The following is a 22772-nucleotide window of genomic DNA, read 5'->3' as shown; positions in this document are numbered from 1 at the left end:
GCCGGCCGCACCTCACAACGGTCCCAGCATCTCCTCGGCCCCGGCCGCCAGTTCGAGGGTTTCCAGTACGGTGAGCAACTGCCGTTCCTCGTAGCGGAAGTGGTTCTCCATGAGAGCGGCGACGCCTTCGAGGTGGCGGTCGAGTTCGTCGGGCGGCGCGGCCCGGTCGACCGCCTCGCGGAGGCCGCCGAGCAGGTGGGCGATCATCGAGTGGTCCTGTTCGAGCGAGCGTAGCACCGGGCGCAGTTGCGGGTGCGCCGCCGCGATGGCGGGGAACAGGGTGCGGTCCTCGCCTTGGTGGTGGCGGTCGAGAGCTGCGCAGAAGCCGTGGCAGTACAGCAGCAGTTCCCGGGTGGCCGCCTCACCGGGGTGCCGTCGGCGAGGGATGCGCGGGTCACGGACAGGGCGTCCCGCAGTCGGTGGTGCACTCGGCGGAGTTCCTGGCTCCAGGCCACGAGCCTGGTCGTCTCGCGCTCAGTCACGCGAGAACGAAGGGTGCGACGAGTACATCGTCGGTCTCCTTCGGTCCGGCGCCTCCATGCCTGACACGGTCTGCCACCGGCACGCGACGCTTCCCGCACCCTACCCTTGCCGCCGCCCTGTCACCAGGGGAGAGCCCAGCGGCCGATGGCATGCCCCGCCGACCGCGTACGTGGGTCTGTCACGGCGCGTAGGAGAGGACGGGGTCCGCCCAGCCTCCCAGCCGCCGGCAGAGTCCGAAACGCCGGGCCAGCCACCAGCGCCGCCGGTGTTGTGCGACCGTGGCCGGAGACCACCGCGGGCCCGCCAGCTCGTCCTCCACGTCCCACCAGGTCTTCACGGCCTTCTCCCCGCCGAGTCGCAGCAGGGGCCGGCGAGGCAGGTGCAGTCCGATGAAGAACATGGAGACGTCGTCCCCGCATTTGGTGGTGTAGAAGTACCGCTGGACATCCGTGTAGCTGGCTCCCAGCCCGCGCCCCAGCCCCCGGGTTGCCCCGAGCCATGGCAGGTCCAGCCTGCCGCCGACGGGGATCGACGGCACCAGAACCGGGTTGAACCACGTCTCACCGTTCAGGCCCTGGGTGAGGCCCGTCCGCTCCGTCTGCGCGACCACGACGTTGGTGGCCGGGCCCGTTCCGACGTTCACGAGCCACCAGGTGCCGAGCGTCGCGGTGTCCTGGCTCCTCTCCCACATGAATTGCAGGACGGGCATATGGGAGCGGCGGCTGGACGTGTATCCGAGGATCAAGGACCCCAGTGACACGAGAACGGCGAAGACGGATATCAGGATGGTGAGCATTCTTCCTCCGGTCCCTCCGGCCGACACCCGACCAGCACCTGTACTCGGGCGGCCCGAACCCGCCGGCGTCCGGCGGGCGGGTCGGGTCAGTGAGGCGCCGGCCGTGGTCGCCCGCGCGCGGGTTCAGCGTTTTCGCCGGGGGCCCGGGGGAGTGCCGTGGGGTGCGGAGACCTCCACGAATTCGGCTCGTTTCTTCTCCGTCAGCCGCAGTATCGGCACCGCCTTGTTGTAGGGGTCGCCGTTGTTGCGGAACGACAGGAAGCCGCTGCCGCCGGGCACCTGCTCGCCCAGGTGCATCTTGTGGAACATCCGGCTCACCGAGTCTCCGGTGACCTCGCCGCCCCACTGGGCGGCCATGCCGATGCCGCGGGCCGCCGTCAGCACGGCGTCGTGCGCCATGATGGCCTGCCCGTCGTCGCGGGTGTCCCGGGGGAACCAGCGGTCGAGCAGTCCGCCCTCACGGAACTTGCGGGCCGTCGCCGCGGACACCGCACGCCGTCCGGCCTCGCTGCCCTGCCACATGTCCGGGTGGGCGAGCCCCGTGTAGAGGACCTCGACCTGTGTGCGGTAGGCGCGCTCCAGTTCGCGCGGGGTCAGATTGGTGGTGTCGTCGCCGGTGACGACGCGGAACCTGTGGCCGGTGCAGGTCCGGTTGGCGAGTGCGTCGAGGAAGTGGGTGAGATGCCGGCCGCGTCCGGCGAAGAACACGATCTGGGGCTTGGCGGTGCACAACTGGCCCGTGGTCAGCCGCAGTTCGTTCTCCCAGCCGGTGCTGGCCGACGAATCGAAGGTCAGGGCTTCCTCCGTGACGATGCGGTGGTCGCCGCCCGCGCTGGTGAACGCCTTCTCGAAGGCGGGTCCAAGGGTGTTCGCGTAGCGGTTGTTGCGGGCGATGTCCTGCACGACCACCGCCGTACGGTACTTCTCCCGCCGCAGATAGGCCGCCGCCGCGCGGGCCTCGTCCGCGTTGGTCGGCGCCACGCGGACGAAACGCTTGATGCCGTTGAAGTCCGTCGCCGTCATCGTGCTGGCCACCATCGCGATGCGGTGCCGGGACAGCGTCCGCAGGGCCTGCTTGTTCGGCTCCGTGCTGGGGCCCAGGCCGGCGACGGCCACCAGCCGGTCCGGCGCGTCCGTACGGTCCGCCAGCGCACCCACCACATCCGGCCAGTGCGCGGACTGGCTGCCGGGGTTGGCTATCAGCAGCCGGATCTTCGGGGAACCCCGCAGGTCCCCGCGGTTGTGCCGGTACTGCGCCAGATAGGCGCCCTCCAGTTCGTGCCGCACCGACTCGTCGGAGTTGCTGTCCTCGTCGGTGAGGGTGAACGTGGTCATGTAGGCGACGCTGACCCACGGCGCCTTGCCGTCGGTCACCTTCCTGTTCTCCTCCCGGATCCGGTCGGTGACCGCCTTCAGATGCGGCGCGAACGCGAACGAACCGTCCGTGATGCCCACGCACTCCTGCTTGCCCGCGTGGTTCTTGACGTCCTTCTTGACGACACCGTCGGCGCAGCGCGACCGCCGCTCGTCGAACCAGTGGTAGGTGAGCGGCACGGCGACACCGAGGACGGCGAGGACCGCCACCAGGGCGACGACGCGTTTGACGATGTGCAGCGGCCAGGTGATCCGGAACACGCCTTCACCCTTCCTCGGCGCAGGTCTGGGGTTGGATCCAGTTGCGGTACCGCTCGGCCTCGTTGAGCAGCCGCAGACTGTCGCTGCGGGGGTGCTCCTCGGCGAGCCGTTCGAGGCGGGCGGCCAGCGTGGGACCCAGCGCCCGTTCGGGGTCCGCCAGCGGATCGCCCCACAGCCAGCGCGCCACCAGCAGCCCGCGTACGGCCGCCTCCAGCCGGCTCGCCGGCTCCGCCGCACCACCGCGGGTGAGCGGGCCCAGGACATCGCGGTAGCTCTTGTCCTTCGGGATGCGGTTCGGGGCCGCCGCCACGGTGCGGAACTCCGCCAGCCAGCGCGGGGTGTCCACCTCCTCCAGCCGCCGCACCAGATACGCGGTGACCGCGTTGATCTGGTGCAGGGCCAGCCGGTGGTACATGGCCCGCACCGGCTCCTCCCTCGCGGCGTGGTGCTCGCTCAGCCGCTGGTGCGCCGCGTCCCATTCGGCGGGCCGTGCGGCCAACTGCCACAGCAGCAGCCGACGGGGCCACGGGTGCAGCACGAGACGGCCCCCCTCGCGGGCCGTGACGAGGAGGAACCCGGCGTGCGCCTTGCCGAACGGGGAGGCGGGGGACTCGGCGCCTTGCGCGGCCGGACCGTCACCGAACACCTCGTACCCGGTCAGCAGATCGGGTGTGGCCGCACAGGTACGCAGCAGCGCCCGCTGCCGGTCGTCGAACCCCGCAAGCAGCAGATCCAGCGCCGCCTCGGCCAGCGACGTGTTCTCCTCCGCGTCGTCCGGCGGGACACCTTGGGCGGCGGCCACCGAACCGCCGCCCGCGCCGGGCACCGTGCGTCCCCTGCGCCGCACCGAGGCGCCGGGCAGCGTCCTGTCGGGCAGCCGGCGCAGCCACAGCTCCCGGGCGTGCCCGCCGCCCGCCGGCAGGTCCGCCTGGTCGAGCAGCGTCAGGACCTGCCGCACGGCGCGCGGCAGCCCGCAGGTGAACCGGTGCACGAACGGCGCCAGCGACGGGTCGCGCCGCGGCTCCTCCGACAGCCGGGCCCGCACCTCGTCCAGCGTCAGGTCGCGCAGCCGCAGCGGATACCACCACCGGCCGTCACCGGGCGGCCGGCACTCGCGCCAGTCCGCCAGCCGCGCACCGTCGGGCGGGCGCACCTCCCAGCCCCACGACTCCCCCGAGGGCGCCCCCCAGTCCGCCAGCCAGCGGTGGGTGCTCGCCACGACGGTGAGCGGGTCCCCCGTGGCCGGACGGGGCAGGCCCGTGTGCCGGGCGGCCAGCCGCAGCTCCTCGCGCGCCGCCAGCAGCAGCGTCAGGAAGCGGCGGCCGTAGGCGGTGTGACAGCTGTCGAGCAGCAGCAGGTACGACGTCGGCGCGAACGACAGCTCCGCGTTGCGCCGCAGATCCTCCAGGAAGGCGGCGAACAGGATCCGCTCCAGCTTGTCCTCGTCCTCCGCCGAGCCGCGCCGCCAGTGGTTCAGCTCGATCACCGCGTCCCAGGGGTTCGGGCCGCGGGTCAGCCGGTGCTCGCCGTACCAGCGGGCGCTCTCGGCGAACCGGTGCCGGGAGAGCACCCCCGACACCATGCGGGCCCCCTCCCGGGCGGCGCCGCCCACCATCTCCTCGAACACCGGGGGGACGCCCGCCGGGACACCCAGCGCCGACCCGGCCACCTGGACGAAGCCGGACAGGTAGTCGCCCCTGGCCTGGAAGGCGCGGTCCTCCAACTGGCCGAGCCTGCGGTGCAGTTCCCGGCGCTGGTCGCGCAGCGGGATCGTGCTGAGGTCGCCGATGTCCCGCAGTTCGCTGTCCGAGGCCAGCAGGCCCAGCGTCAGCCGGGGGAAGCGCGAGACCCGGTAGCGGGGGAGTTTCCGCTCCAGCTGGCGGGCGATCAGCCCCAGCGCGTACCGGGGACGCAGCGGCTGCTCGGAGCCGAAGTTGAGATACGCGAACGGCGCCAGGTCGGTGCCGAAGCGTGCCATCAGCGCACCGTGCGCCTCGCTGGCGCCCGCGCCGTGCGGCCCCAGCAGCACGATGAGGGGCCGCTCCGCATCCGCCGGCAGCTCCAGGCACTCGCCGACCAGCGGCACCAGCCCGGCAGGGCCCTCGGGGCCGGGCACACCCGTACGGCCCGTCTGCTGCGCCATCGCCTGTACCCCCGATCCCCCCAGGGCACCGCCCCGTGTTCCTTGCGCCCTGTGAGGAGAATGCCACTATCCGTGTGCGAGTGGCAGAGGAGGAGCGGCGAATCAGTCTTTGGCTGTACGCAGCGCCGGGTGTTCGGCGACCACGGTGCACGATCCCGGTGCGATCTCCGTGAACCCGGCGTCCCGTACGACGGGTAGGCCGGAGGTGGTCAGCGCCGCCCAGTGCGCCGCGTCACGGGCCGGGCGTACGGCGAGGGGGAAGCCCGCCTCGTGCCAGGCGGCGCGCGCGGCCTCGTCCAGCGCCCACCAGGCCAGCTGGGCGCCGTGCCCGGCCTGTGCCATCGCCTTGCCCGCGGACATCTCCAGCTCGGGGTTGAGCCACAGCACGGGTGCGCCGGGCTCCGGTGCGGCCACCGGCTCGGTCTCGGCCAGTTCGGTGCCGGAGACCTGGAGCCTGGCCAGGTCCCGGGGCCAGCCGTCGAGGGGGACCGGCGGGAACACCCGGACCTCGGTCGCCCGCCCCGCGACGGTGATGCCCTCCAGCGGCTCGGTGCGCCGCCACTCGGCGCCGCGCGCCCGCCGCACCACCTTGCGGATGCCCCGCTCCTCCCACAGCCGCACCCGTTTGTGCCACACGCCGTCCTCCGCGGCGGTCCGCGGGTCGGACAGCAGTACGAGCACAGCGCGGGCGGCCGTCTCCAGCGCGTCGGTCCGCGAAGGCGGAGCGGTCCGCTCGACGCGGACCACCAGGGGCAGGACGAAACGGTCCGGTTCCTGCTCGGGCTGCTGTCCGGGGGCCGGTGGGGTGGCGGGGGAGGGAGAGGCGGAATTGGTCACCTGTTCAGTCTGCCAGCGGCTAGCGTCGTCCCATGAGCTGGGCTGTGCGGCTGGAGAACGTGGGGCGCCGCTACCGGGCGGGCGGGCCCTGGGCGGTGCGCGGGGTGGACCTGGAGATACGCGCCGGCACGCTGGTGCGGGTGGCCGGAGGGAACGGCGGGGGCAAGTCGACGCTGCTGCGGCTGATCGCCGGTGTCGACGCGCCCAGCGCGGGCCGGGTCCGCGGGCGGCCCCCGGCCCGCGGCTACGTCCCCGAACGCTTCCCCGCCTCGCTGCCGCTGACCGCGCTGGACTACCTCACCCACCTGGGCCGCATACGCGGACTGCGCCCCCGGGAGGCCGCCCGGCAGGGGGCGCGCTGGCTGGAGCGCTTCGGCGCGGACGGGTACGCCGATACCCGGATGCGGGAGCTGTCCAAGGGGAGCAGCCAGAAGGTCGCGGTCGCCCAGGCCCTGCTGGGCCCGCCCGGACTGCTGGTGCTGGACGAGGCGTGGACGGGCCTCGACCGGCCCGCCCGTGCCGTCCTCGACGACGTGGTGCGGGAACGGACGGCGGCGGGCGGCGCCGTCGTCTTCGTCGACCACGACCCCTCCCGTCTCGCGGACGCCTGCACGACGGTCCTGCGAGTGACGCCGCCGGACTCCACGGCACCCGCTGTCCCGGCGGGGCCTCCGGTCCCGTCCGGGTCTGCCGGGTCCGCCACGTCTGTGGGAGCCTCCATGTCTTTCGGGGCTGCCACGCCTGCGGAAGCCTCCACGCCTGCCGGGTCCGTCGCACCCGCCGGGGCCGCGGACCCCGCAGGGATCGCCGTGCCCGTTGCGTCTGCGGGGCCCGCAGCTCCCCCTGCGCCGGACGCGTCTGCCGGGGCCGCCGGGCCGGTCGGGGCCGCCGGGCCGGTCGGTGGGGGTGTGCGGCAGGGCGGGCTGACGCGCATCGAAGCGCTGGGGGCGCCCGGTGCCCGGGTTCCAGCCGGATTGCCGCAGGACGTGCGCTGGCGTCTCACGCCGGGGGGAGACCTCTTCCTGACCGTGCCCCACACCCGGTCGGACGAGGTGCTGCGGGTCCTGCTCGACGCGGGCCCGCCGGAGAGCGGGTGGCACATCCGTGCGGTACGGGAGGAGGGTGAGAACCGATGAGGGCCACCTTCGCGCTGACGCGCTATCAGCTGGCGATGCTGCTCCGCTCCCAGCGGTGGCTCGCCCCGCTGCTGCTGTACGCCGGGCTGCTGGCGGTCGGACTGGGGGCCGGCCGGCCGCTGCTGGACTCGCTCGGCCTCGCCGCGGCCGTGCTGCTGCCCGCGACGGCCTGGCTGGTGCGGATCTGTGTGACGGCCGAACCCGACGCGGCCCGGCACTGCGCCGCGGCCGTGACCGGCGCGGCCCGCGCCCACCTCGCGGCCGTGGCGGCCGGTGTCGTCACCGCGCTGGGCTTCGGCCTTCCGGCGGTCGCGCTGGTCGCCTTCGTCGGCGACCCGCACAGCACCGACGGCCGGCGCGCGGTGCCCGTCGCTCCGGCGGTGGCGGCGGGACTGTGCGGGGTGCTGGCGTGTGTCCTGGTGGGAGCGGCAGTCGGCATGCTGTGCAACCGTCCGCTGATCCGTTCGCGGGGCATCGCCGTGGCCGCCACCTCGCTGTTGACGCTGCCCGCGCTGGCACTGGGCGCCTCGCCCGCCAACGCGGCCGTCGGTGAGCTGTCCCGCGCCTCCGCCGAGGGCGCGGTTCCGCTGCCGTGGGTGCCGGTGCTGGGGGCCGTCGCCGTCGCGGCGCTCGCGGCTGCCGTGGCCTGCGCCGTGGCCGGGCGCCGTCCGTGAGGCGGGCCCGCCCCCGCGGGGGCGGGCCCGGTGGTCAGTGTCTCCAGGGACCGGTCACCGCGAACGTGGTGCCGGGGGTGTAGCAGTTGACGTACATGGTGCGGCCGTCCGGGGCGAAGGTGACGCCCGCGAACTCGCCCCACTCGGGCTCCTCGGGCGTACCGATGTTCTGGGCGCCGCGTGCCATCGGGTAGACGGTGCCGTGACGGGTGAGGCCGAAGACGTGCTGGGCGCCGTCGCCGTCCTCGCACACCATCAGACCGCCGCCGGGGGCCAGACAGATGTTGTCAGGCTCCTCACCGGGCAGCCGTACGTCGGTGTCCGGGCCGAAGACGACGACGAGGGTCAGGCGCCGCCGCCGCGGGTCGTACCGCCAGACCTGGCCGAAGTGGTCGCGCTGCGAGCCCTCCTCGCTGCGCGCGTAGCTGGAGACGAAGTAGACGCTGGTGCCGCCCCAGTAGCAGCCCTCCAGTTTCTGCGCGTGGGTGATGCCGCCCTTGCCGAAGTCCTGGAAGCGGATGGGGGTCTGCCGGGCGAGCGGGTCGGGGACCTTCACCCATTCGATGCCGTCGAAGGACGTGCCGGTCTCGGTGACGGACGACAGATCTGCCACGCCGGGCACCCGCATGGCCTCCAGTGTCCCGCCCGCGTGCAGCGAGCCGGGGCCGCCCTTGGGCTTGCGGGGCAGGAACCGGTAGAAGAGGCCGAACGGCTTGTCGAAGGCGTCCTCCGTCTCGTAGACGACGCCGGTACGGGGATCGAAGGCGACCGCCTCGTGCTGGAAGCGGCCCATGGCCGTCAACGGCTCGACGGAGGTGGGCCGGCGGCGGTCGAAGCCGACCTCGAAGATGTAGCCGTGGTCCTTGGTGTAGCCCTGCTCGCCCGCCTTGTACTCGGTCTCCTCGCAGGTGAGCCAGGTGCCCCAGAGGCTGGGGCCGCCCGCGCAGTTGGTGGAGGTGCCGGCGATGCCGACGCGTTCGGTCAGCACGTCGTTGTCGCCGTCGAGTTCGAGGAGGGTGCAGCCGCCCTCGCCCGCCGGGTCGTAGGTCAGCCCCTTGACGGTGGGGACCGGGACCCGCGACTTCTTCCGGTTCTCGTGGTTGCGCACCAGCCAGGTGCGGCCCCGGCCGTGGCCTGTGCGGGCCGCGGGGAAGGCGGCCATGCCGTCGCAGTTGCTGGGGACCTTGCCCTCCCCGGAGCGGAGGGGGTCGCCCTCGCGGGAGAGGACCTTGTAGCGGAAGCCGCGGGGCAGGTCGAGCAGCCCGTCGGGGTCGGGGACGAGCGCGCCGTAGCCCGCTCTTCCGCCGGTGGCCTGGGCCGCGGCGGTCCCGGTGAACAATTCCGAGAGTGCGCCGCTGAAGGCGACTGCCGCCCCAACGGCTCCGGTTCTTGCCAGTGCTTGACGTCGTGTCGTGGGCATCGTGCACTCTCCCCTGTTGGCGGACAGGTGACCCGAGAGTGTGTACCACGTGCACCAGTGCGTGCCTACGTTCCTGACGTGAACGGAGGGAGGCGGTGCGGCGGGCGGGCCGGCCGGTGGGACCGGCCGTGACCTGCCCGCCGGCGTCAGGAGGCGGTCATCTCCCGGCCGTCCCGGGCCAGTGCCGTCAGCCGTGAGATCGCCCGGAAGTACTTCTTGCGGTAGCCGCCCTCCAGCATCTCCTGGCTGAACAGCGCGTCGAACGGCACCCCGGAGGCGACGACGGGCACCTCCCGGTCGTAGAGCCGGTCGGCCAGCACCACCAGGCGCAGCGCCGTGGCCTGGTCGGGCACCGGAGCCACGCCCGTCAGGCACACGGCCTCGACGCCCTCGACCAGCGCGCCGTACCGGCTGGGGTGGACGCGGGAGAGGTGCCGCAGCAGCGCGGGGAAGCCGTCGAGGGAGGCGCCCGGCACCCGGTGTGCCACCCGCTCGACCTCTTCGTCCCCGTACGGTTCGGGAGCCTTGGGCAGGCCCCGGTGGCGGTAGTCCTCGCCGTCAATCCGCAGGGTGCGGAAGTGTGCGGACAGGCCCTGGATCTCGCGCAGGAAGTCGGCCGCGGCGAACCGGCCCTCGCCCAGCTTGCCGGGGAGCGTGTTGGACGTCGCCGCCAGCGCGACGCCGCTCTCCACGAGCTTCGCCAGCAGGCTGGAGACCAGCACCGTGTCGCCCGGGTCGTCGAGCTCGAACTCGTCGATGCACAGCAGCTGGTGGCCGCTGAGCGTGCGGACGGTCTGCTGGAAGCCGAGCGCGCCCACCAGGTTCGTCAGCTCCACGAAGGTGCCGAACGCCTTGCGGTCGGGCGTGGCCGGGGCCGCGTGCCACAGCGAGGCGAGCAGGTGGGTCTTGCCGACGCCGTAACCGCCGTCCAGGTACACGCCGCGCGGACCGCCCGGGGCGGCCGTCCGCTTGGGCTCGCGCCGGAACCAGCGGCGGCGGCCGTCGCCGCCGCGGGCGCCGCCCAGTCCTCCGGCGAAGGCGCTGAGCACCTGTACGGCCTCCGACTGGCTCGGCTGCGCCGGGTCGGGGATGTAGGTGTCGAAGCGCACCCCGTCGAAGCGGGGAGGCGGCACCATCTCGGCCACCAGTTGTTCGGCCGGCACGTGCGGCTCGCGGGCGGTGAGTGCCGTGGGGGGCTCGCCGGGGCCGCCGGTGCCGGTCTCGGATATGCGCGCTTCGGTCGTTGACACGATTGTCATGCTAGTCGTCCCGCGTCCGGCGGTGCGCGGTACGCCAGGGGTGCGCCGTGCCACACTGCGCCCTATGCGACGCCTGTTCCCTTCGACTGCCGTGCCCGGTCCCGCTCCCGAGTGGAGCACCGAGGAGCTCGCCGAGGAGTACGCCTACCCGCCGGTGGGCGAGGGCTCCGACGAGGCGGGCTGGTGGCTGCGCGGCAACATGGTCGCCTCGCTGGACGGCGCCGTCCACCACGGCGGCCGGTCGCAGCCGCTGTCGTCCAGGACCGACATGTGGATCTTCGGGGTGCTGCGGGCGCTGGCGGACGTGGTGGTCGTCGGTGCGCAGACCGTGCGGCAGGAGGGGTACGGCCCGGCGAAGCGGCGGTCCGGATTCGCCGGCCGCCGGGCCGCGCAGGGGCAGGCGCCGGTGCCGGCCGTCGCCGTCGTCAGTGCCGGGCTGGAGCTGGATTTCTCGCTGCCCCTGTTCACCGAGCCGGTCGTGCCGACGCTGCTGGTCACCGGCCGGGGTGCGCCCGAGGACCGGGTCGCCCGGGCGCGGGAGGCGGGCGTGGAGGTCCTGTTCGCGGGCGAGGGGAGCGCGGTGGACCCGGCGCTGGTGCCGGGGCTGCTCGCGCGGCGGGGGCTGCGGCGGCAGCTGACGGAGGGCGGTCCGACTTTGTTGGGGGAATTCGCCGGTGCGGGGGTACTCGACGAGCTGTGCCTGTCGATCTCCCCGCGGATCGTCGCGGGATCAGCCCCGCGGATCATGAACGGTCCTGTCCTGCCGGACCCGGACGAGTACGTGCTCGACGGGGTGCTGGAGGAGGACGGGTTCCTCTTCACGCGTTACCGTCGGTCACAGGCCGTAGCGGAATGAGAGGTTCCGCTTTTTGTATGGCTGGGCAGACTGACAAGCACAACGGTCTTTCGTTTTTGACGAAGAAGGGGCGCCCGTCGTGATCACGACAGTGTTGATGATCGAGAAGCCACTGGTCCCCACCGATGTGGAGATGGTGACCACGCTGCACGGTGAGGAGCCCGTCTCCTTCGTCGTCCTCCTGCAACCGCGCGGCGACCAGGACCGGCTGCTGCGCGCACTGGACGATGTGGCCCTCGGTGAACTGGAACAGGTCGTGCACGAGGACGAGGAGCCCGAGGGCGCCGAGGCCGTCGGGGCCGCCGAGCAGTCCCTGGAGCTGTCCTTGAAGCGGCTCAGAGACGCCGGCTGCGACGCGGTCGGACAGATCGTCGACTCGCACCCCCTCGACGTGCTCAAGTCCGTCACCGAGCAGACCCGCGCGGATGAGGTCATCGTGCTGACCGCACCGCACCTGGTGGAGGAGTTCTTCCACCGCGACTGGGCCTCCCGGGCCCGCCACAAGGTGGGCGTCCCGGTGCTGAAACTGTTCGCGCACAACGAGGAGTGAGCCGGCCGGAGCCGGGCGGGGCAAAGACCGCCGGCGGCGCCCCGCCCGGTTTCGGCGGGTGCGGTGGTGTGCCGCGCCGGGCCGCCGTGGCGACCGCATAGGCTTGGCGCGTCCCCTCAAGGTGCTAGCCAGGAGTTTCCGTATGACCGCTGCCGCCACACCCTCCCTTCCCTCCGCCATGGAGAGGCCGCACTTCGTCGGGATCGGTGGCGCGGGGATGTCCGGGATCGCGAAGATCCTGGCCGTACGCGGCGCGCGCGTCGCGGGCAGCGACGCCCGTGAGTCCGCCACCGCGGACGCGCTGCGCGGCTTCGGGGTGACGGTCCACATCGGCCACGCCGCCGGCCACCTCGCGCCCGACGCGACGGCCGTGGTCGTCTCCAGCGCGATCCGGGAGGACAACCCGGAGCTGGCCGAGGCGCGGCGGCGGGGGCTGCCGGTGCTGCACCGAGCGGACGCGCTGGCCGCCCTGATGGAGGGCCTGCGGCCGTTGGCGGTGGCCGGGACGCACGGCAAGACCACCACGACCTCGATGCTGGCCGTCAGCCTCGCGGACCTGGGGCTCGACCCCTCGTACGCGATCGGCGGCGATCTGGAGGGGCCCGGCTCCAACGCGCACCAGGGCACCGGGGAGATCTTCGTCGCGGAGGCCGACGAGAGCGACCGCAGCTTCCACAAGTACCGGCCCGAGGTCGCCATCGTCCTCAACGTCGAGCTGGACCACCACGCCAACTACGCCTCCATCGAGGAGATCTACGAGTCCTTCGAGATCTTCGCCGGGCGCGTGGCCGAGGGTGGCACGCTGGTGATCTCCGCCGACCACGACGGCGCCCGGGAGCTGACGCGGCGGCTGCGGGCGGCCGGGCGCGACCTGCGGATCCGTACGTACGGGCAGGCCGCGGACGCCGACGTGCGGGTTGTGCGGATCACACCGAAGGGGCTGGCCAGCGAGGTCGTCGTCGTCCTGGACGGCGAGGAGCTGACCTTCGACGTGTCGGTGCCCGGCAACCACTACGCCCTCAACGCGGTGGCCGCCCTGACGGCGGGCGCGGCCCTGGGCGTGCCGGCGGCGGATCTGGGACGGGCGCTGGCCTCCTACACGGGTGTCAAGCGGCGCCTCCAGCTCAAGGGGCTCACCCGGGGCGTCCAGGTGATCGACTCGTACGCGCACCACCCCACCGAGATGACCGCCGATCTGGAGGCGATCCGCGGCGGCGCGGGCGAGGGCCGGGTGCTGGTGGTCTTCCAGCCGCATCTGTTCAGCCGCACCCAGGAACTCGGCAAGGAGATGGGGGAGGCGCTGGCCCTGGCCGACGGATCGGTCGTGCTGCCGATCTACCCGGCGCGCGAGGACCCGATCCCGGGGGTGACCAGCGCGCTGATCACCGACGCCGCACAGGCCGCGGGGGCCGCCGTGCGGGCCATGGGCACCCCGGACGAGGCTGTGGACGCCGTCGTGGGAATGGCGGAGCCGGGTGATCTCGTTCTCACCATGGGCGCGGGGGACGTCACGGAGCTGGGCCCCAAGATCCTCGCCCGGCTCGCCGACTGACCCCGCACGGAACGAGCGCTGAGGAGCGAGCCGAGATGGCGTACGAGATCGACAAGACCGAGGAGCAGTGGCGCGCGGAGCTGTCGCCCGAGGAGTACCACGTGCTGCGCGAGGCCGGTACGGAGCGCCCGTTCACCGGTGAGTACACCGACACGGAGACCACGGGTGTCTACGAGTGCCGGGCGTGCGGCGCGGAGCTGTTCCGCTCGGAGACGAAGTTCGCCTCGCACTGCGGGTGGCCCAGCTTCTACGACCCGGCCCGCTCCGAGGCCGTGGAGCTGCTGACCGACCGCTCGCTGGGCATGGTGCGCACCGAGGTCCGCTGCGCCCGCTGCGGCTCCCACCTGGGGCACGTCTTCGAGGGCGAGGGCTACCCCACGCCCACCGACCAGCGCTACTGCATCAACTCCGTCTCGCTGCGTCTGGTGCCGCGGCAGGACGCGGACTGACGCGCGCCGGGGCGCACGATCTGCTTCGTCTCCCCGAGCGAAATACGAGACGGCCCTCCCGTGTTCATTTGTACGCTGCACGCGAATGGTAGCCGTAGGCATCGAACGGTGCCTCGTGCGGTGGCAGTTGACAGATGAACAGAGAGAAAGGGCGGGGTCGACGCGTGGCGGAAAGTGTGGGAGCACAGGCCGAGGCCGGTATACGGGCGGGGCGGGGCCGTGGGGGAGGGGACGGGCGCTGGCTCGTCCCGGTGCTGGCGTTCGGGGGGATCTCGGTCGCCGTCATGCAGACCCTCATCGTGCCGGTCGTCGCCCAACTGCCCTCGCTGCTGGACACATCGACGTCCAACGCCTCCTGGGTGATCACCTCGACGCTGCTGTCGGGCGCCGTGGCCACGCCCATCATGGGCCGGCTCGGTGATCTGTACGGCAAGCGGCGGATCGCGCTGCTGAGCCTGGGGCTGATGGTGCTGGGCTCGCTGATCTGCGGTTTCACCTCCGCCCTGGTGCCGATGGTGATCGGCCGGGCCGTGCAGGGGTTCGCCATGGGGGCCATCCCGCTGGGCATCAGCATCATGCGGGACGAGCTGCCGCCCGAACGGCTGGGCTCGGCCATGGCGTTCATGAGCTCGTCCCTCGGGGTGGGCGGCGCGCTCGGCATGCCGCTGGCCGCATGGGTCGCCCAGTACACCGACTGGCACGTGCTGTTCTTCGGCGCGGCCGGCATCGGCGTGGTGGCCATGGCGCTGGTGTTCTTCCTGGTGCCCGAGTCGTCGCTGCGGACGCCGGGCCGCTTCGACGTCCTGGGCACGCTGGGCCTCTCGGCCGGGCTGGTGGCGCTGCTGCTGCCCATCTCCAAGGGCGCCGACTGGGGCTGGGGCAGCGCCCGTGTGCTCGGGCTGCTCGCAGCCGCCGTGGTGATCTTCCTGCTGTGGGGGCTGCTGGAACTGCGGATCGCCGACCCGCTGGTGGACCTGCGGACGACGGCCCGCCGCCAGGTGCTGCTCACCAACCTGGCGTCGATCATGGTGGGGCTGGCCTTCTACGCGCTCACCCTGGTCCTGCCCCAGGTGCTGCAGCTGCCCGCCGCCACCGGGTACGGGCTCGGCCAGTCCATGGTCGTCTCCGGGCTGTGCGTGGCACCGATGGGCATCGCGATGATGCTGGTCTCCTCCCTCTCGGCGCGGCTGTCCGAGGCCCGCGGCCCCAAGGTGTCGCTGATGACGGGCCTGGTGATCCTGGCCGCCTCCTATCTGCTGGGCACGGTGCTGCTGAGCGCCGTGTGGCAGACGGTGCTGCTGTCGGTGCTGATCGGGGTGGGCATCGGGATCGCCTACTCCGCGATGCCGGCCCTGATCCTCGGCGCCGTCGACCCGTCCGAATCGGGCGCCGCCAACGGGCTCAACACCCTGATGCGCTCCATCGGCACCTCCACCTCCAGCGCGGTCGTCGGTGTCGTCCTCGCCCGGATGACCAGCCCGCTGGGCCACACCCGGGTGCCCAACCTGGACGGGTTCCGCACCGCGTTCCTCATCGCTGCCGGCGCCGCACTCCTGGGACTGCTGATCGCCGCGTTCCTGCCGTCGTCAGCCGCCTCCCGGCGGGGCCCGGCCGAGTTCGCGGAGGACCCGCACCTGGTGCAGCGCGGCGGCCCCGGTACGGCCACCCGCCCCGGCGGTGCCGTCGGGGCCCGCGGCGCGGCTGAGGACGGCGGCCCGGCCCGCCGGGAGGCGGTGTCCTGACCCGCCCGGCCCGGTGACCGGGCCGCGCCGGTGCCGTGGCCCCCGTCCGGCGGGGCCCACGGCACCGGGCGCCGTGCTCAGGCTCCGGAGGCGGTCAGCTCCCGGTCCCGCTCACCGGCCGCGTCCGCACCGGCGGCTGCGGACGCACGGGCCGCGAACGGACACTGCCAGTCCGCCGGCTTGGGACGGCCCGAGTAACGGCGGGCCTCGGAGAGCTTCTCGTACTCGTACAGGTTCGGGTTGATGTCGCCCTGGAGCTTGATGTCCTGCTTGCGGATCTTCTCCGCCAGCCGGTCCCACATCCCGGCCGCCTTGATCCGGGCGAACTGTTCGTGGGAGTTGAAGGCCAGCATCGGGAACGGCGGCCGGCGGCCCCACCGGCGGTGCGTCTCATGGAGCCCGATCACGAAGAAGGCGTGGCCGGCCACGCTGTAGGCGAAGTCCTCCGACTGCGGATCGGCGGAGCGGCCCTCCGCCCAGGGATGGGACTCGGCGTCGTGGTCGTGCAGCAGTTGCAGATGCTGCCACAGGAGTTCCTCGAACCGCAGCTCGTCCACTCCGCGAGGCTGCTCGAACGTCGCGATGAAGCTGGTGAACGTGCGGGCGCTCCAGTCGGCCGACGCCACGAACTCCGCGAGGTCCCATGCCAGCAGCCGGGCGGAATCGGCGTCACCGAGCCGGTCGTAATGGCGGTGGGTGATGCCGCCCCGGCGCCAGGCGGAACGTCCCGCCAGGCAGGAGAACCGGTCTCCCAGGATGAACTCCTCGACCTCGCGACGCGCGTCAGCCGTCACGGCCAGCCTTGCTTCCAACTACGTGCCTCCTCCTCGACGGGAGATCATCTCCTTCGTGCATCCGACAGCGGCCCTCCCCTCCGTGCGTCCGGGCAGGACCAGGCAGCAGGGAGAAACGGGGATGGTCGCCCGGTGATTGTGACGGTCAACAGTCGATCAGCGGAATCCGGCACGGGATGTTCGGCACGACGAATTCCTCACACCTGCCCCCGCGCCGGGGCCGTCCGTCGAAGCGGGGCGCTCCCCGGCCGTCAGCCGGCCCAGCGTCCCGTCAGGAACGTGAGGGCGAAGACGGTGGTCAGCGGCCCGACGAGACACAGGTAGGCGCTCTTGGCCCACGGTCTGCGCAGGCTCACCGCGGCCAGTGCGATCCACAGCGGCCACCACAGGAGCATGGCGCGGGGGATGGACATGTACCAGTAGGAGGTGCCCAGGGCCCACAGGCTCAGGCCGATGCAGGCGGCCTCGGGCCAGCGGCGCCGCCACAGCAGCAGACCGAGCAGGAGCAACCCGACGGCCATGGCGGCCAGTTCCGCCTGGAACATGAAGGCGTAGCCGGTCGTCTGGGAGTGGCCGAAGGCGCCGCGCCAGGTGTTGGCCCAGGCCTCCCACGGGGTGTGGAAGTCGCGGTACCAGCCGCGTTCCTGGGCGTGCTTCCAGGCCATCCAGTCACCGGTGTGGACCCTCAGGAACAGGTGGTAGACGGCGACGGGCAGGGCGGGCAGTACCAGCCAGGGCAGCGCCCGCCATCTCCGGTGCTCCCGCACGGTCAGCAGGAAGTGCAGACCGACGGCGGCGGCCAGGAAGAGGCCGCTGACTCGTACGGTCGTGGCCAGCGCGGTCAGCACGGCCGCCGCCTGCCAGTTGCGGCGCAGGGCGGCCAGCCAGGCGGGCAGGGCGAAGGCCAGGAAGAGGGCTTCGGTGTAGCCGGCGGCCAGGAAGATCGCGCTGGGGGACAGCAGGAAGAACAGGACGGTTCGTCCCCCGGCCCGGGTTCCCGGCAGGTACCACTCGGCGATCCGGGCCAGCGCCACGACGGCGACGGCGCCCGCGACGAAGGAGATCAGCAGCCCGGCCAGCGTCCAGTCTGGCACCAGGGCGTGGACCGCGCGCAGCAGGAGCGGGAATCCGGGGAAGAACGCCTCACGGTTGTCCCAGTCGCCGCGCCAGGGCCCGGCCTGCCCGGGGAAGTAGCCGTCGCGGGCTATGTAGAGGTACCGCACCGAGTCCCAGTGCAGGAAGGGAGCGAGCAGCGGTGCGGGGGAGCGGGTGTCACCGTCGTCGGGGAAGAGCCACCGGGTGCAGTAGGCGGTGATCCAGATGCCCGCGCGGGTCAGCAGGTACAGCCACAGCACCTCACGGTCGGCGGGGCGCAGTCTCCGCAGCAGGCGTTGCGGGAGAGCCGCCGGTGAGCTGCGCGCACCGGGCTCGTCCTCCGGTGCGGTCTGCGGGGAGTCCGGGTGCCGTTCGGCGGGGTGCGGCGACGGTCCCGGGTCGCGCTTCCGCCGACTGGGCTGGAGGACCGGCATGGAGGGGACTCCTTGGGGGTGTGGGGGGTGTGCGGATGTGCGGGGACGGAGCAGACGGGGCGGGGCGCGGCGGCGCCCGGGCGGGGCCCGGGAGGGCAACGGGGCCGGCGGGCATGAGCGGTGGGCGGGGCGGGAGGAACACGACGGGAGGGGTGAGGTCCGAAGGCGGGAAGGGGGAACAGGGCGGACGGGTGGGGCTTCGGGGCGGCGGGCGGCGGACGTCCGCGTCCGGCGGGCGGACGCGGCGCGCCGCCTACCGCCCGGGTGAGGAGGGGGGAGCCGTCGTGCTGCTCTCCGGGGAGCCGGCGGTCCGCGACGGCGGCACGGTCGTGGGCGCCTGCGGGGGCGGGCTGGTCGCCGGCGCGGTCGTGGCGCCGGACGAGGGCGGCCGGGTCGGCTGGACGGCGGACGACCGGTCGGGGGAAGGCGTGGTGGCCGGCACGGCGGGGTCCGGCTCGCCCGGCAGGAGCGTGACCGCGGCGATGCCGCCCCCGGCCAGTGTCAGACCCGCCGCCACCACGAGGGCGACATGGCGCCGGTGCGCCCGCCGTCCGCGTGCGGTGATGTCCGACGGCGGTGCGGGGGCCGCCTGTCTGCGCCCCGCCTCGGCCGCTTGCTGGAACAGGGACCGCAGCGGGTCCTGGGACTCAGGCACCGGGAGCCTCCTCGTGGCGCGGCTCGTGCAGACGGTGGGCGAGCGCGATCCGGCCGCGCGTCAGATGCGTTTTGACGGTGCTGGGCGACAACCCGGTCTCCTGGGCGATCTGCTCGACGGTCAGGTCGCACACGTAGTGCAGGGCCATCGAGCGGCGCTGCCGGGCCGGCAGCGCGCGCAACGCCTCGATGAGCGCCACCTGTTCGGGGCCGGGTCCCTCCACATGCGGTGGGACCCCGCTGCGGGACCAGGCGTCCGCGGAACGCCGGCGAAACCGCCACCGGCTCACCGCCAGCCGCCAGGCGACGGTGCGGATCCACGCCTCGGGCCGGCCGTCACGGTCGAGCTGCTGCCGCCGGCTCCACCCTCTGATGAATGCTTCCTGCACCACGTCCTGCGCCTCGTGCAGGTCGCCGAGCATCACGAACAACTGCCCCGTGAGCCGCGCGACCGTCTGGGCGTAGAACTCTTCGAACTCCTCGACGGTCAACTGCCACTCCCGGATCTTTCGCTTCACTCGGCATACGCCTGACGCGGGACATCCGGTCGACGCCTCGGACGAGGAATCACCGTGAGGCTCCTCACAGTGCCGGGCGTGACGGACGGACGTCGCACCGGCCTGTGCGGAGACCTGCGAGACCGTCCGGACGAGTGCGGGGCGCCTGGTCATGACGCCGCGTGTGCCCATCCTGCCGAAGAGCCCGGCCGGCACCCGCGCGGGGGGCATGCACGCGAGGACGTCTGCCCGGGGCCTCGTTCCCCAACCGCGGGCGCGGGGTCATGGGGCTGCGGCGAGCCCGGACGGGCGTGAAGAAGCCGGAGAAAAGGGGCGTTTCATACGGCGGAGCCCCCTGCGGGTGACCGCAGGGGGCTCCGCCTCCGTCGCGCGGAGGTCATGCGTGCTGGTGCAGGCCCCTCCCGGCGAGGGTGAGGAACGCCTCGCCGACCGCCTCGCTCAGCGTCGGGTGCGGGTGGACGTGCTGGGCGATGTCCTCGGGGGAGGCGTCCCAGGCGACGGCGAGCTGCGACTCGGCGATCATCTCCGAGACGTGCGGGCCGACCAGATGGACGCCCAGCACCCGTCCGTCGGGGCCGTCCTCGGCGACGACCTTCACCATGCCGCCCTGCCCGTGGACCATGCCCTTGGCCGTGGCGGTCAGCGGCATCGTGTTGACCCGCACCGCGTACCCGGCGGCCTTCGCCTCCGCCTCGCCCAGGCCGACCGACGCGGTCTGCGGGCTGGAGTACGTCACGCGCGGTACGGCCGCGTAGTCCACCGGCCGGGGGGTGCGCCCTGCCAGTGTTTCGGCGACCACGAGCCCCTCGGCGAACGACGCGTGCGCCAGCCCCAGGGACGGCGGCGGCAGCAGGTCACCCACCACATGGATACCGGGGACGGCGGTCTCGAGAGTCGTCCAGTCCGCGGGCGGGAGGAAACCGCGCGGGTCCGTCGAAAGGCCCGCCGCCGCCAGGCCGAGCCCGTCGGTGACCGGGACCCGCCCGACCGCGACCAGCAGCCGCTGCGCCCCCAGTGTCGTCCCGTCGCCCCGCGCGGGCCGGACCCGCGCCTCGATGCCCGGGCCGGCCCGGTGCGCCGCCAGCAGCCGGGCGCCGGTCAGCACGGTGATGCCGCGCTTCTTCAGCGCCCGCGTCAACTGGCGGCTGACGTCCTCGTCCTCCAGCGGCAGCAGCCGCTCGGCCGCCTCCACCAGTGTCACCTCGGCGCCCATGGAGCGGTGGAAGGAGGCGTACTCGACGCCGATGGCGCCGCCGCCCAGCACCAGCACGCTGTCCGGCAGCCCGGGTGCGAAGAGCGCGTCGTCGCTGGTGACGATGTGCGTACCGTCCGGCTCCAGGCCCGGCAGCACCCGCGGGCGGGAACCGGTGGCCAGGACCAGCCCGCGCCGCGCCGTCCACCGCCCGGCCCCCGCCCCGTCGGCGCGCACCGTCACCTCGCGCGGACCCGCGAGCGTGGCCGTGCCCCGTACGAGACGGACCCCGGCCTTGGCCAACTGGCCCTCGACCCCCTTGTGGTTGCGCGAGACGATGTCGTCGCGGGTGGCCGCCAGGGTGCTCCACTCGACGCTGTCCAACGTCGCCTTCACGCCCCACCGTTCGCGGGCCTCGGCCACCCCGTCGACGAGTTCCGCGGCGTGCAGCATCGCCTTGCTCGGCACACAGCCCCGGTGCAGGCAGGTGCCGCCGACCAGGTCGCGCTCCACGAGGGCGACGTCGAGGCCGAGATGGGCGGCGCGCAGGGCCGTGCTGTAGCCGCCCGTTCCGCCGCCGATGACGATCACGTCTGCGCTGTTCTCGCTCATGGCCTCAGCCTCCGCCCCGGCCGTGCGATGAGTCCAACGCAATGCTTCTATGGCCACGATGAACTGCGTTCATGGGACGGTGCTCGTGAGGCGGCGTTCATGGGACAGGGTTCATGGGGACGGTGTTCACGGTGAGCGGTACGGACAAGGGGCTGGGGGCGGCGGCCGGTGAGTCTGCGGCAGATGGAATACCTCGTCACGGTGATCGAGCAGGCGTCCTTCACCCGCGCCGCCGAGACACTGCACGTGACGCAGTCGGCGCTCTCCCACCAGATCAAGGCGCTGGAGAGGGAGGTCGGCGGCCCGCTGCTGGAGCGGCTGCCGCGCGGTGTGCGGCTCACCCCCATGGGCCGCGCCTTCCTGCCCGACGCCGAGCTGGCCGTGCGCAGCGCCCGGCAGGCCCGCCGCGCGGCGCGGGCAGCCGCCGGGGTCAGCGGGGGCGAACTGGAGATCGCCACGGTGCACGGTCTGGCGGTCGGCGTCCTCGCCGAGGCCGTCGCGCGGATGCGGCGCCTCCACCCGCGGGTGACGCTGCGGCTGCGCGAGTACGTCACCGAGGAGGAGCTGCGCGAGCGGATGGCGCGCGGCATCGCCGATGTGGCCGTCGGCTTCCAGCTGCGCGACTGGTCCGGCCCCTCCTGGGAGATCGGCGAGGAGCAGATCGTGCTGGTCGTCCCGCCCGACGATCCGCTGTGCGCCCGCGCGGGCGGCGACGAGCCGGTGGCGCTGGCCGAACTCGCCGACCGGGGCTGGGTGCGCTGCGGGATGGAACCGTGGATCGACGGGCGGCCGTTCCTGGACCTCGTCTGCGGGCGGGCCGGGTTCGTGCCGCGCACCGCCGTGCGGGTGGAGCACCCCACGACGGCCGCCCGGATGGCCGCCGCCGGAGCGGGCATCTGTCTGGTCTCCGCCCATCTCGCCCCCTCCCTGGTTCCGCCCGGCCAGCTCGTTCCCTGCGGTCCGCCCTGGCGGCGCCCCCTCACCGCCTTCTGCCGCTCCGAGCCGACGGGTGCCGCCGAGGCGTTCATCGCGCTGCTGCGGGGCGAGGCCCGGCGCGCGGGCTGAGGAGCGGTCGAGGGGCGGCGCGTGGGCTGAGGGGTGGCCGTGGCGGCGCGTCGGCTGAGCGGCGGCCGAGGGGCGGTGCGGGTCCGCCCCCTCGGCGCGGGGCCGGGCGCGCCCGGGTTGGTAGGCAAGCGAACACTTGCCTATGGTGGGGGCATGGCGGACGACCTCTTCAAGGCACTGGCCGATCCCACCCGCCGGCGCATCCTCGACGAACTGGTGGAGCGGAACGGCCAGACCCTGTTCGAGATCTGTGCGCGGCTGACCACCAAGCACGGTCTGGGGCTGTCCCGCCAGGCGATAAGCCAGCATCTGGCCGTACTCGAAGCCGCCGGACTGGTCCACACGCGGCGCCAGGGCCGCTGCAAGTTCCACGACCTGGACACCGAACCCCTTGAGCACATCGTGACCCGGTGGCTCAGGCCCGAAGCACCGGAGAGCACCCCATGAAGATCTATGTGACCAGCGTCTTCGTCGACGACCAGGAGAAGGCCCTGCGCTTCTACACCGACGTGCTGGGCTTCGTGAAGAAGCACGACATCCCGATGGGCCCGGCCCGGTGGCTGACCGTCGTCTCGCCGGAGGAGCCGGAGGGGACCGAACTCCTCCTGGAGCCCTCCGGCCACCCCGCGGTGGGGCCCTACAAGGAAGCGCTCGTCGGCGACGGCATCCCCGCCGCGTCGTTCGCGGTGGACGACGTGCAGGCGGAGTTCGAGCGGCTGCGCGGGCTCGGGGTGCGCTTCACCCAGGAACCGCTGGAGGCGGGGCCGGTCACCACCGCCGTCCTGGACGACACCTGCGGCAACCTGATCCAGATCGTGCACACGGCATAGCTCGTGCGCACCGTGTACATCGCGCACACCGCGTAGTTCCCGCGCA

Annotated in this window: 22 protein-coding genes; 10 read left to right on the top strand and 12 right to left on the bottom strand. The window is 73.1% G+C overall.

The window, feature by feature from the left end:
* Positions 1 to 12: 12 nt before the first annotated feature.
* The 5 genes from IO40_RS33045 to IO40_RS0102680 form a co-directional block, all read right to left on the bottom strand.
* Positions 13 to 339, bottom strand: a complete 327-nt coding sequence (locus IO40_RS33045; RefSeq protein ID WP_234336524.1) for a hemerythrin domain-containing protein — start codon at positions 337 to 339, stop codon at positions 13 to 15.
* 322 nt (positions 340 to 661) lie between these two features.
* Positions 662 to 1279, bottom strand: a complete 618-nt coding sequence (locus tag IO40_RS0102695) for a hypothetical protein (protein ID WP_016470499.1) — start codon at positions 1277 to 1279, stop codon at positions 662 to 664.
* 123 nt (positions 1280 to 1402) lie between these two features.
* Entirely contained in the window at positions 1403 to 2914 is a 1512-nt protein-coding gene (locus tag IO40_RS0102690; RefSeq protein WP_016470500.1) for an ABC transporter substrate-binding protein, read from the bottom strand.
* A 4-nt stretch (positions 2915 to 2918) separates the two neighbouring features.
* Positions 2919 to 5057 (bottom strand): hypothetical protein, encoded by a 2139-nt coding sequence (locus IO40_RS0102685; protein WP_041968410.1) that lies wholly within the window; start codon positions 5055 to 5057, stop codon positions 2919 to 2921.
* A gap of 102 nt (positions 5058 to 5159) precedes the next feature.
* Positions 5160 to 5894 (bottom strand): aminoacyl-tRNA hydrolase, encoded by a 735-nt coding sequence (locus IO40_RS0102680; protein ID WP_031025324.1) that lies wholly within the window; start codon positions 5892 to 5894, stop codon positions 5160 to 5162.
* A 32-nt stretch (positions 5895 to 5926) separates the two neighbouring features.
* Here IO40_RS0102680 and IO40_RS39740 point away from each other — a divergent pair, with 32 nt between their 5' ends.
* Both IO40_RS39740 and IO40_RS0102670 read left to right on the top strand, forming a co-directional pair.
* Positions 5927 to 7030 carry an ATP-binding cassette domain-containing protein gene (locus IO40_RS39740; protein ID WP_106967391.1) on the top strand — a complete coding sequence of 368 codons (1104 nt, stop codon included), beginning with the start codon at positions 5927 to 5929 and terminating at the stop codon, positions 7028 to 7030.
* Positions 7027 to 7704: a hypothetical protein gene (locus tag IO40_RS0102670; protein WP_016470504.1), complete on the top strand. Its 678-nt coding sequence runs from the start codon at positions 7027 to 7029 to the stop codon at positions 7702 to 7704. Before IO40_RS39740 ends, IO40_RS0102670 begins: the two co-directional genes overlap by 4 nt.
* Before the next feature lie 34 nt (positions 7705 to 7738).
* Here IO40_RS0102670 and IO40_RS0102665 read toward each other — a convergent pair whose 3' ends face one another.
* Positions 7739 to 9124 (bottom strand): alkaline phosphatase PhoX, encoded by a 1386-nt coding sequence (locus IO40_RS0102665; protein ID WP_030405776.1) that lies wholly within the window; start codon positions 9122 to 9124, stop codon positions 7739 to 7741.
* Between the two features lie 146 nt (positions 9125 to 9270).
* On the bottom strand, positions 9271 to 10383 hold the full coding sequence (gene zapE / locus IO40_RS0102660) for a cell division protein ZapE (RefSeq protein WP_031174787.1): 1113 nt from the start codon (positions 10381 to 10383) through the stop codon (positions 9271 to 9273).
* Between the two features lie 64 nt (positions 10384 to 10447).
* On the opposite strand from zapE, the gene IO40_RS0102655 reads away from it, so the two are divergent.
* The 5 genes from IO40_RS0102655 to IO40_RS0102635 all read left to right on the top strand — a co-directional run bounded on the left by IO40_RS0102655 (position 10448) and on the right by IO40_RS0102635 (position 15532).
* A complete protein-coding gene (locus IO40_RS0102655; protein WP_030405778.1) occupies positions 10448 to 11239 on the top strand; it encodes a pyrimidine reductase family protein in 792 nt (263 codons plus the stop codon).
* Positions 11240 to 11318: 79 nt separating this feature from the next.
* On the top strand, positions 11319 to 11789 hold the full coding sequence (locus IO40_RS0102650; protein WP_016470508.1) for a hypothetical protein: 471 nt from the start codon (positions 11319 to 11321) through the stop codon (positions 11787 to 11789).
* Between the two features lie 142 nt (positions 11790 to 11931).
* Entirely contained in the window at positions 11932 to 13341 is a 1410-nt protein-coding gene (gene murC, locus IO40_RS0102645) for a UDP-N-acetylmuramate--L-alanine ligase (protein WP_031025320.1), read from the top strand.
* 35 nt (positions 13342 to 13376) lie between these two features.
* On the top strand, positions 13377 to 13790 hold the full coding sequence (gene msrB / locus IO40_RS0102640; RefSeq protein WP_016470510.1) for a peptide-methionine (R)-S-oxide reductase MsrB: 414 nt from the start codon (positions 13377 to 13379) through the stop codon (positions 13788 to 13790).
* A gap of 284 nt (positions 13791 to 14074) precedes the next feature.
* Positions 14075 to 15532, top strand: a complete 1458-nt coding sequence (locus IO40_RS0102635; RefSeq protein WP_106967394.1) for an MFS transporter — start codon at positions 14075 to 14077, stop codon at positions 15530 to 15532.
* Between the two features lie 77 nt (positions 15533 to 15609).
* Here the strand turns inward: IO40_RS0102635 and gntA are convergent, their stop codons facing one another.
* The 5 genes from gntA to lpdA all read right to left on the bottom strand — a co-directional run bounded on the left by gntA (position 15610) and on the right by lpdA (position 20831).
* Positions 15610 to 16344 (bottom strand): guanitoxin biosynthesis heme-dependent pre-guanitoxin N-hydroxylase GntA, encoded by a 735-nt coding sequence (gntA, locus tag IO40_RS0102630; protein WP_031174786.1) that lies wholly within the window; start codon positions 16342 to 16344, stop codon positions 15610 to 15612.
* Between the two features lie 233 nt (positions 16345 to 16577).
* Positions 16578 to 17855: a mannosyltransferase family protein gene (locus tag IO40_RS0102625; RefSeq protein ID WP_031174785.1), complete on the bottom strand. Its 1278-nt coding sequence runs from the start codon at positions 17853 to 17855 to the stop codon at positions 16578 to 16580.
* A gap of 253 nt (positions 17856 to 18108) precedes the next feature.
* Entirely contained in the window at positions 18109 to 18510 is a 402-nt protein-coding gene (locus IO40_RS0102620) for a hypothetical protein (protein WP_033228342.1), read from the bottom strand.
* Positions 18503 to 19000: a SigE family RNA polymerase sigma factor gene (locus tag IO40_RS0102615; RefSeq protein ID WP_031174783.1), complete on the bottom strand. Its 498-nt coding sequence runs from the start codon at positions 18998 to 19000 to the stop codon at positions 18503 to 18505. The genes IO40_RS0102620 and IO40_RS0102615 overlap by 8 nt, the downstream gene beginning before the upstream one ends.
* A gap of 403 nt (positions 19001 to 19403) precedes the next feature.
* Complete coding sequence (gene lpdA / locus IO40_RS0102610) at positions 19404 to 20831, bottom strand: dihydrolipoyl dehydrogenase (protein WP_031174782.1); 1428 nt, start codon at positions 20829 to 20831, stop codon at positions 19404 to 19406.
* Positions 20832 to 20999: 168 nt separating this feature from the next.
* Between lpdA and IO40_RS0102605 the strand changes: the two genes are divergently transcribed.
* The 3 genes from IO40_RS0102605 (at position 21000) to IO40_RS0102595 (ending at position 22726) form a co-directional block, all read left to right on the top strand.
* The gene (locus tag IO40_RS0102605) at positions 21000 to 21896 is read left to right on the top strand and encodes a LysR family transcriptional regulator (RefSeq protein WP_031174781.1); all 897 of its coding nucleotides are present in this window, start codon (positions 21000 to 21002) and stop codon (positions 21894 to 21896) included.
* Positions 21897 to 22049: 153 nt separating this feature from the next.
* Entirely contained in the window at positions 22050 to 22343 is a 294-nt protein-coding gene (locus tag IO40_RS0102600; protein WP_016470518.1) for an ArsR/SmtB family transcription factor, read from the top strand.
* Positions 22340 to 22726, top strand: coding sequence for a VOC family protein (locus tag IO40_RS0102595; protein ID WP_030405786.1), 387 nt, complete (start codon positions 22340 to 22342; stop codon positions 22724 to 22726). Before IO40_RS0102600 ends, IO40_RS0102595 begins: the two co-directional genes overlap by 4 nt.
* The last annotated feature ends 46 nt before the right edge of the window (positions 22727 to 22772 follow it).

It is taken from the genome of Streptomyces albus subsp. albus (assembly GCF_000725885.1).
Classification (GTDB): domain Bacteria; phylum Actinomycetota; class Actinomycetes; order Streptomycetales; family Streptomycetaceae; genus Streptomyces; species Streptomyces albus.
This window is presented reverse-complemented; position numbering and strand designations above follow the sequence as displayed.

What these genes read in the sequence shown, in the direction of transcription:
- IO40_RS0102600 (WP_016470518.1), top strand. Translation starts at nt 22,050, where the DNA reads ATGGCGGACGACCTCTTCAAGGCACTGGCCGATCCCACCCGCCGGCGC.
- IO40_RS0102665 (WP_030405776.1), bottom strand. Translation starts at nt 9,124, where the DNA reads ATGCCCACGACACGACGTCAAGCACTGGCAAGAACCGGAGCCGTTGGG.
- IO40_RS39740 (WP_106967391.1), top strand. Translation starts at nt 5,927, where the DNA reads ATGAGCTGGGCTGTGCGGCTGGAGAACGTGGGGCGCCGCTACCGGGCG.
- murC (WP_031025320.1), top strand. Translation starts at nt 11,932, where the DNA reads ATGACCGCTGCCGCCACACCCTCCCTTCCCTCCGCCATGGAGAGGCCG.
- IO40_RS0102635 (WP_106967394.1), top strand. Translation starts at nt 14,075, where the DNA reads ATGCAGACCCTCATCGTGCCGGTCGTCGCCCAACTGCCCTCGCTGCTG.
- lpdA (WP_031174782.1), bottom strand. Translation starts at nt 20,831, where the DNA reads ATGAGCGAGAACAGCGCAGACGTGATCGTCATCGGCGGCGGAACGGGC.
- IO40_RS0102595 (WP_030405786.1), top strand. Translation starts at nt 22,340, where the DNA reads ATGAAGATCTATGTGACCAGCGTCTTCGTCGACGACCAGGAGAAGGCC.
- zapE (WP_031174787.1), bottom strand. Translation starts at nt 10,383, where the DNA reads ATGACAATCGTGTCAACGACCGAAGCGCGCATATCCGAGACCGGCACC.
- msrB (WP_016470510.1), top strand. Translation starts at nt 13,377, where the DNA reads ATGGCGTACGAGATCGACAAGACCGAGGAGCAGTGGCGCGCGGAGCTG.
- IO40_RS0102625 (WP_031174785.1), bottom strand. Translation starts at nt 17,855, where the DNA reads ATGCCGGTCCTCCAGCCCAGTCGGCGGAAGCGCGACCCGGGACCGTCG.
- IO40_RS0102695 (WP_016470499.1), bottom strand. Translation starts at nt 1,279, where the DNA reads ATGCTCACCATCCTGATATCCGTCTTCGCCGTTCTCGTGTCACTGGGG.
- IO40_RS0102670 (WP_016470504.1), top strand. Translation starts at nt 7,027, where the DNA reads ATGAGGGCCACCTTCGCGCTGACGCGCTATCAGCTGGCGATGCTGCTC.
- IO40_RS0102685 (WP_041968410.1), bottom strand. Translation starts at nt 5,057, where the DNA reads ATGGCGCAGCAGACGGGCCGTACGGGTGTGCCCGGCCCCGAGGGCCCT.
- IO40_RS0102655 (WP_030405778.1), top strand. Translation starts at nt 10,448, where the DNA reads ATGCGACGCCTGTTCCCTTCGACTGCCGTGCCCGGTCCCGCTCCCGAG.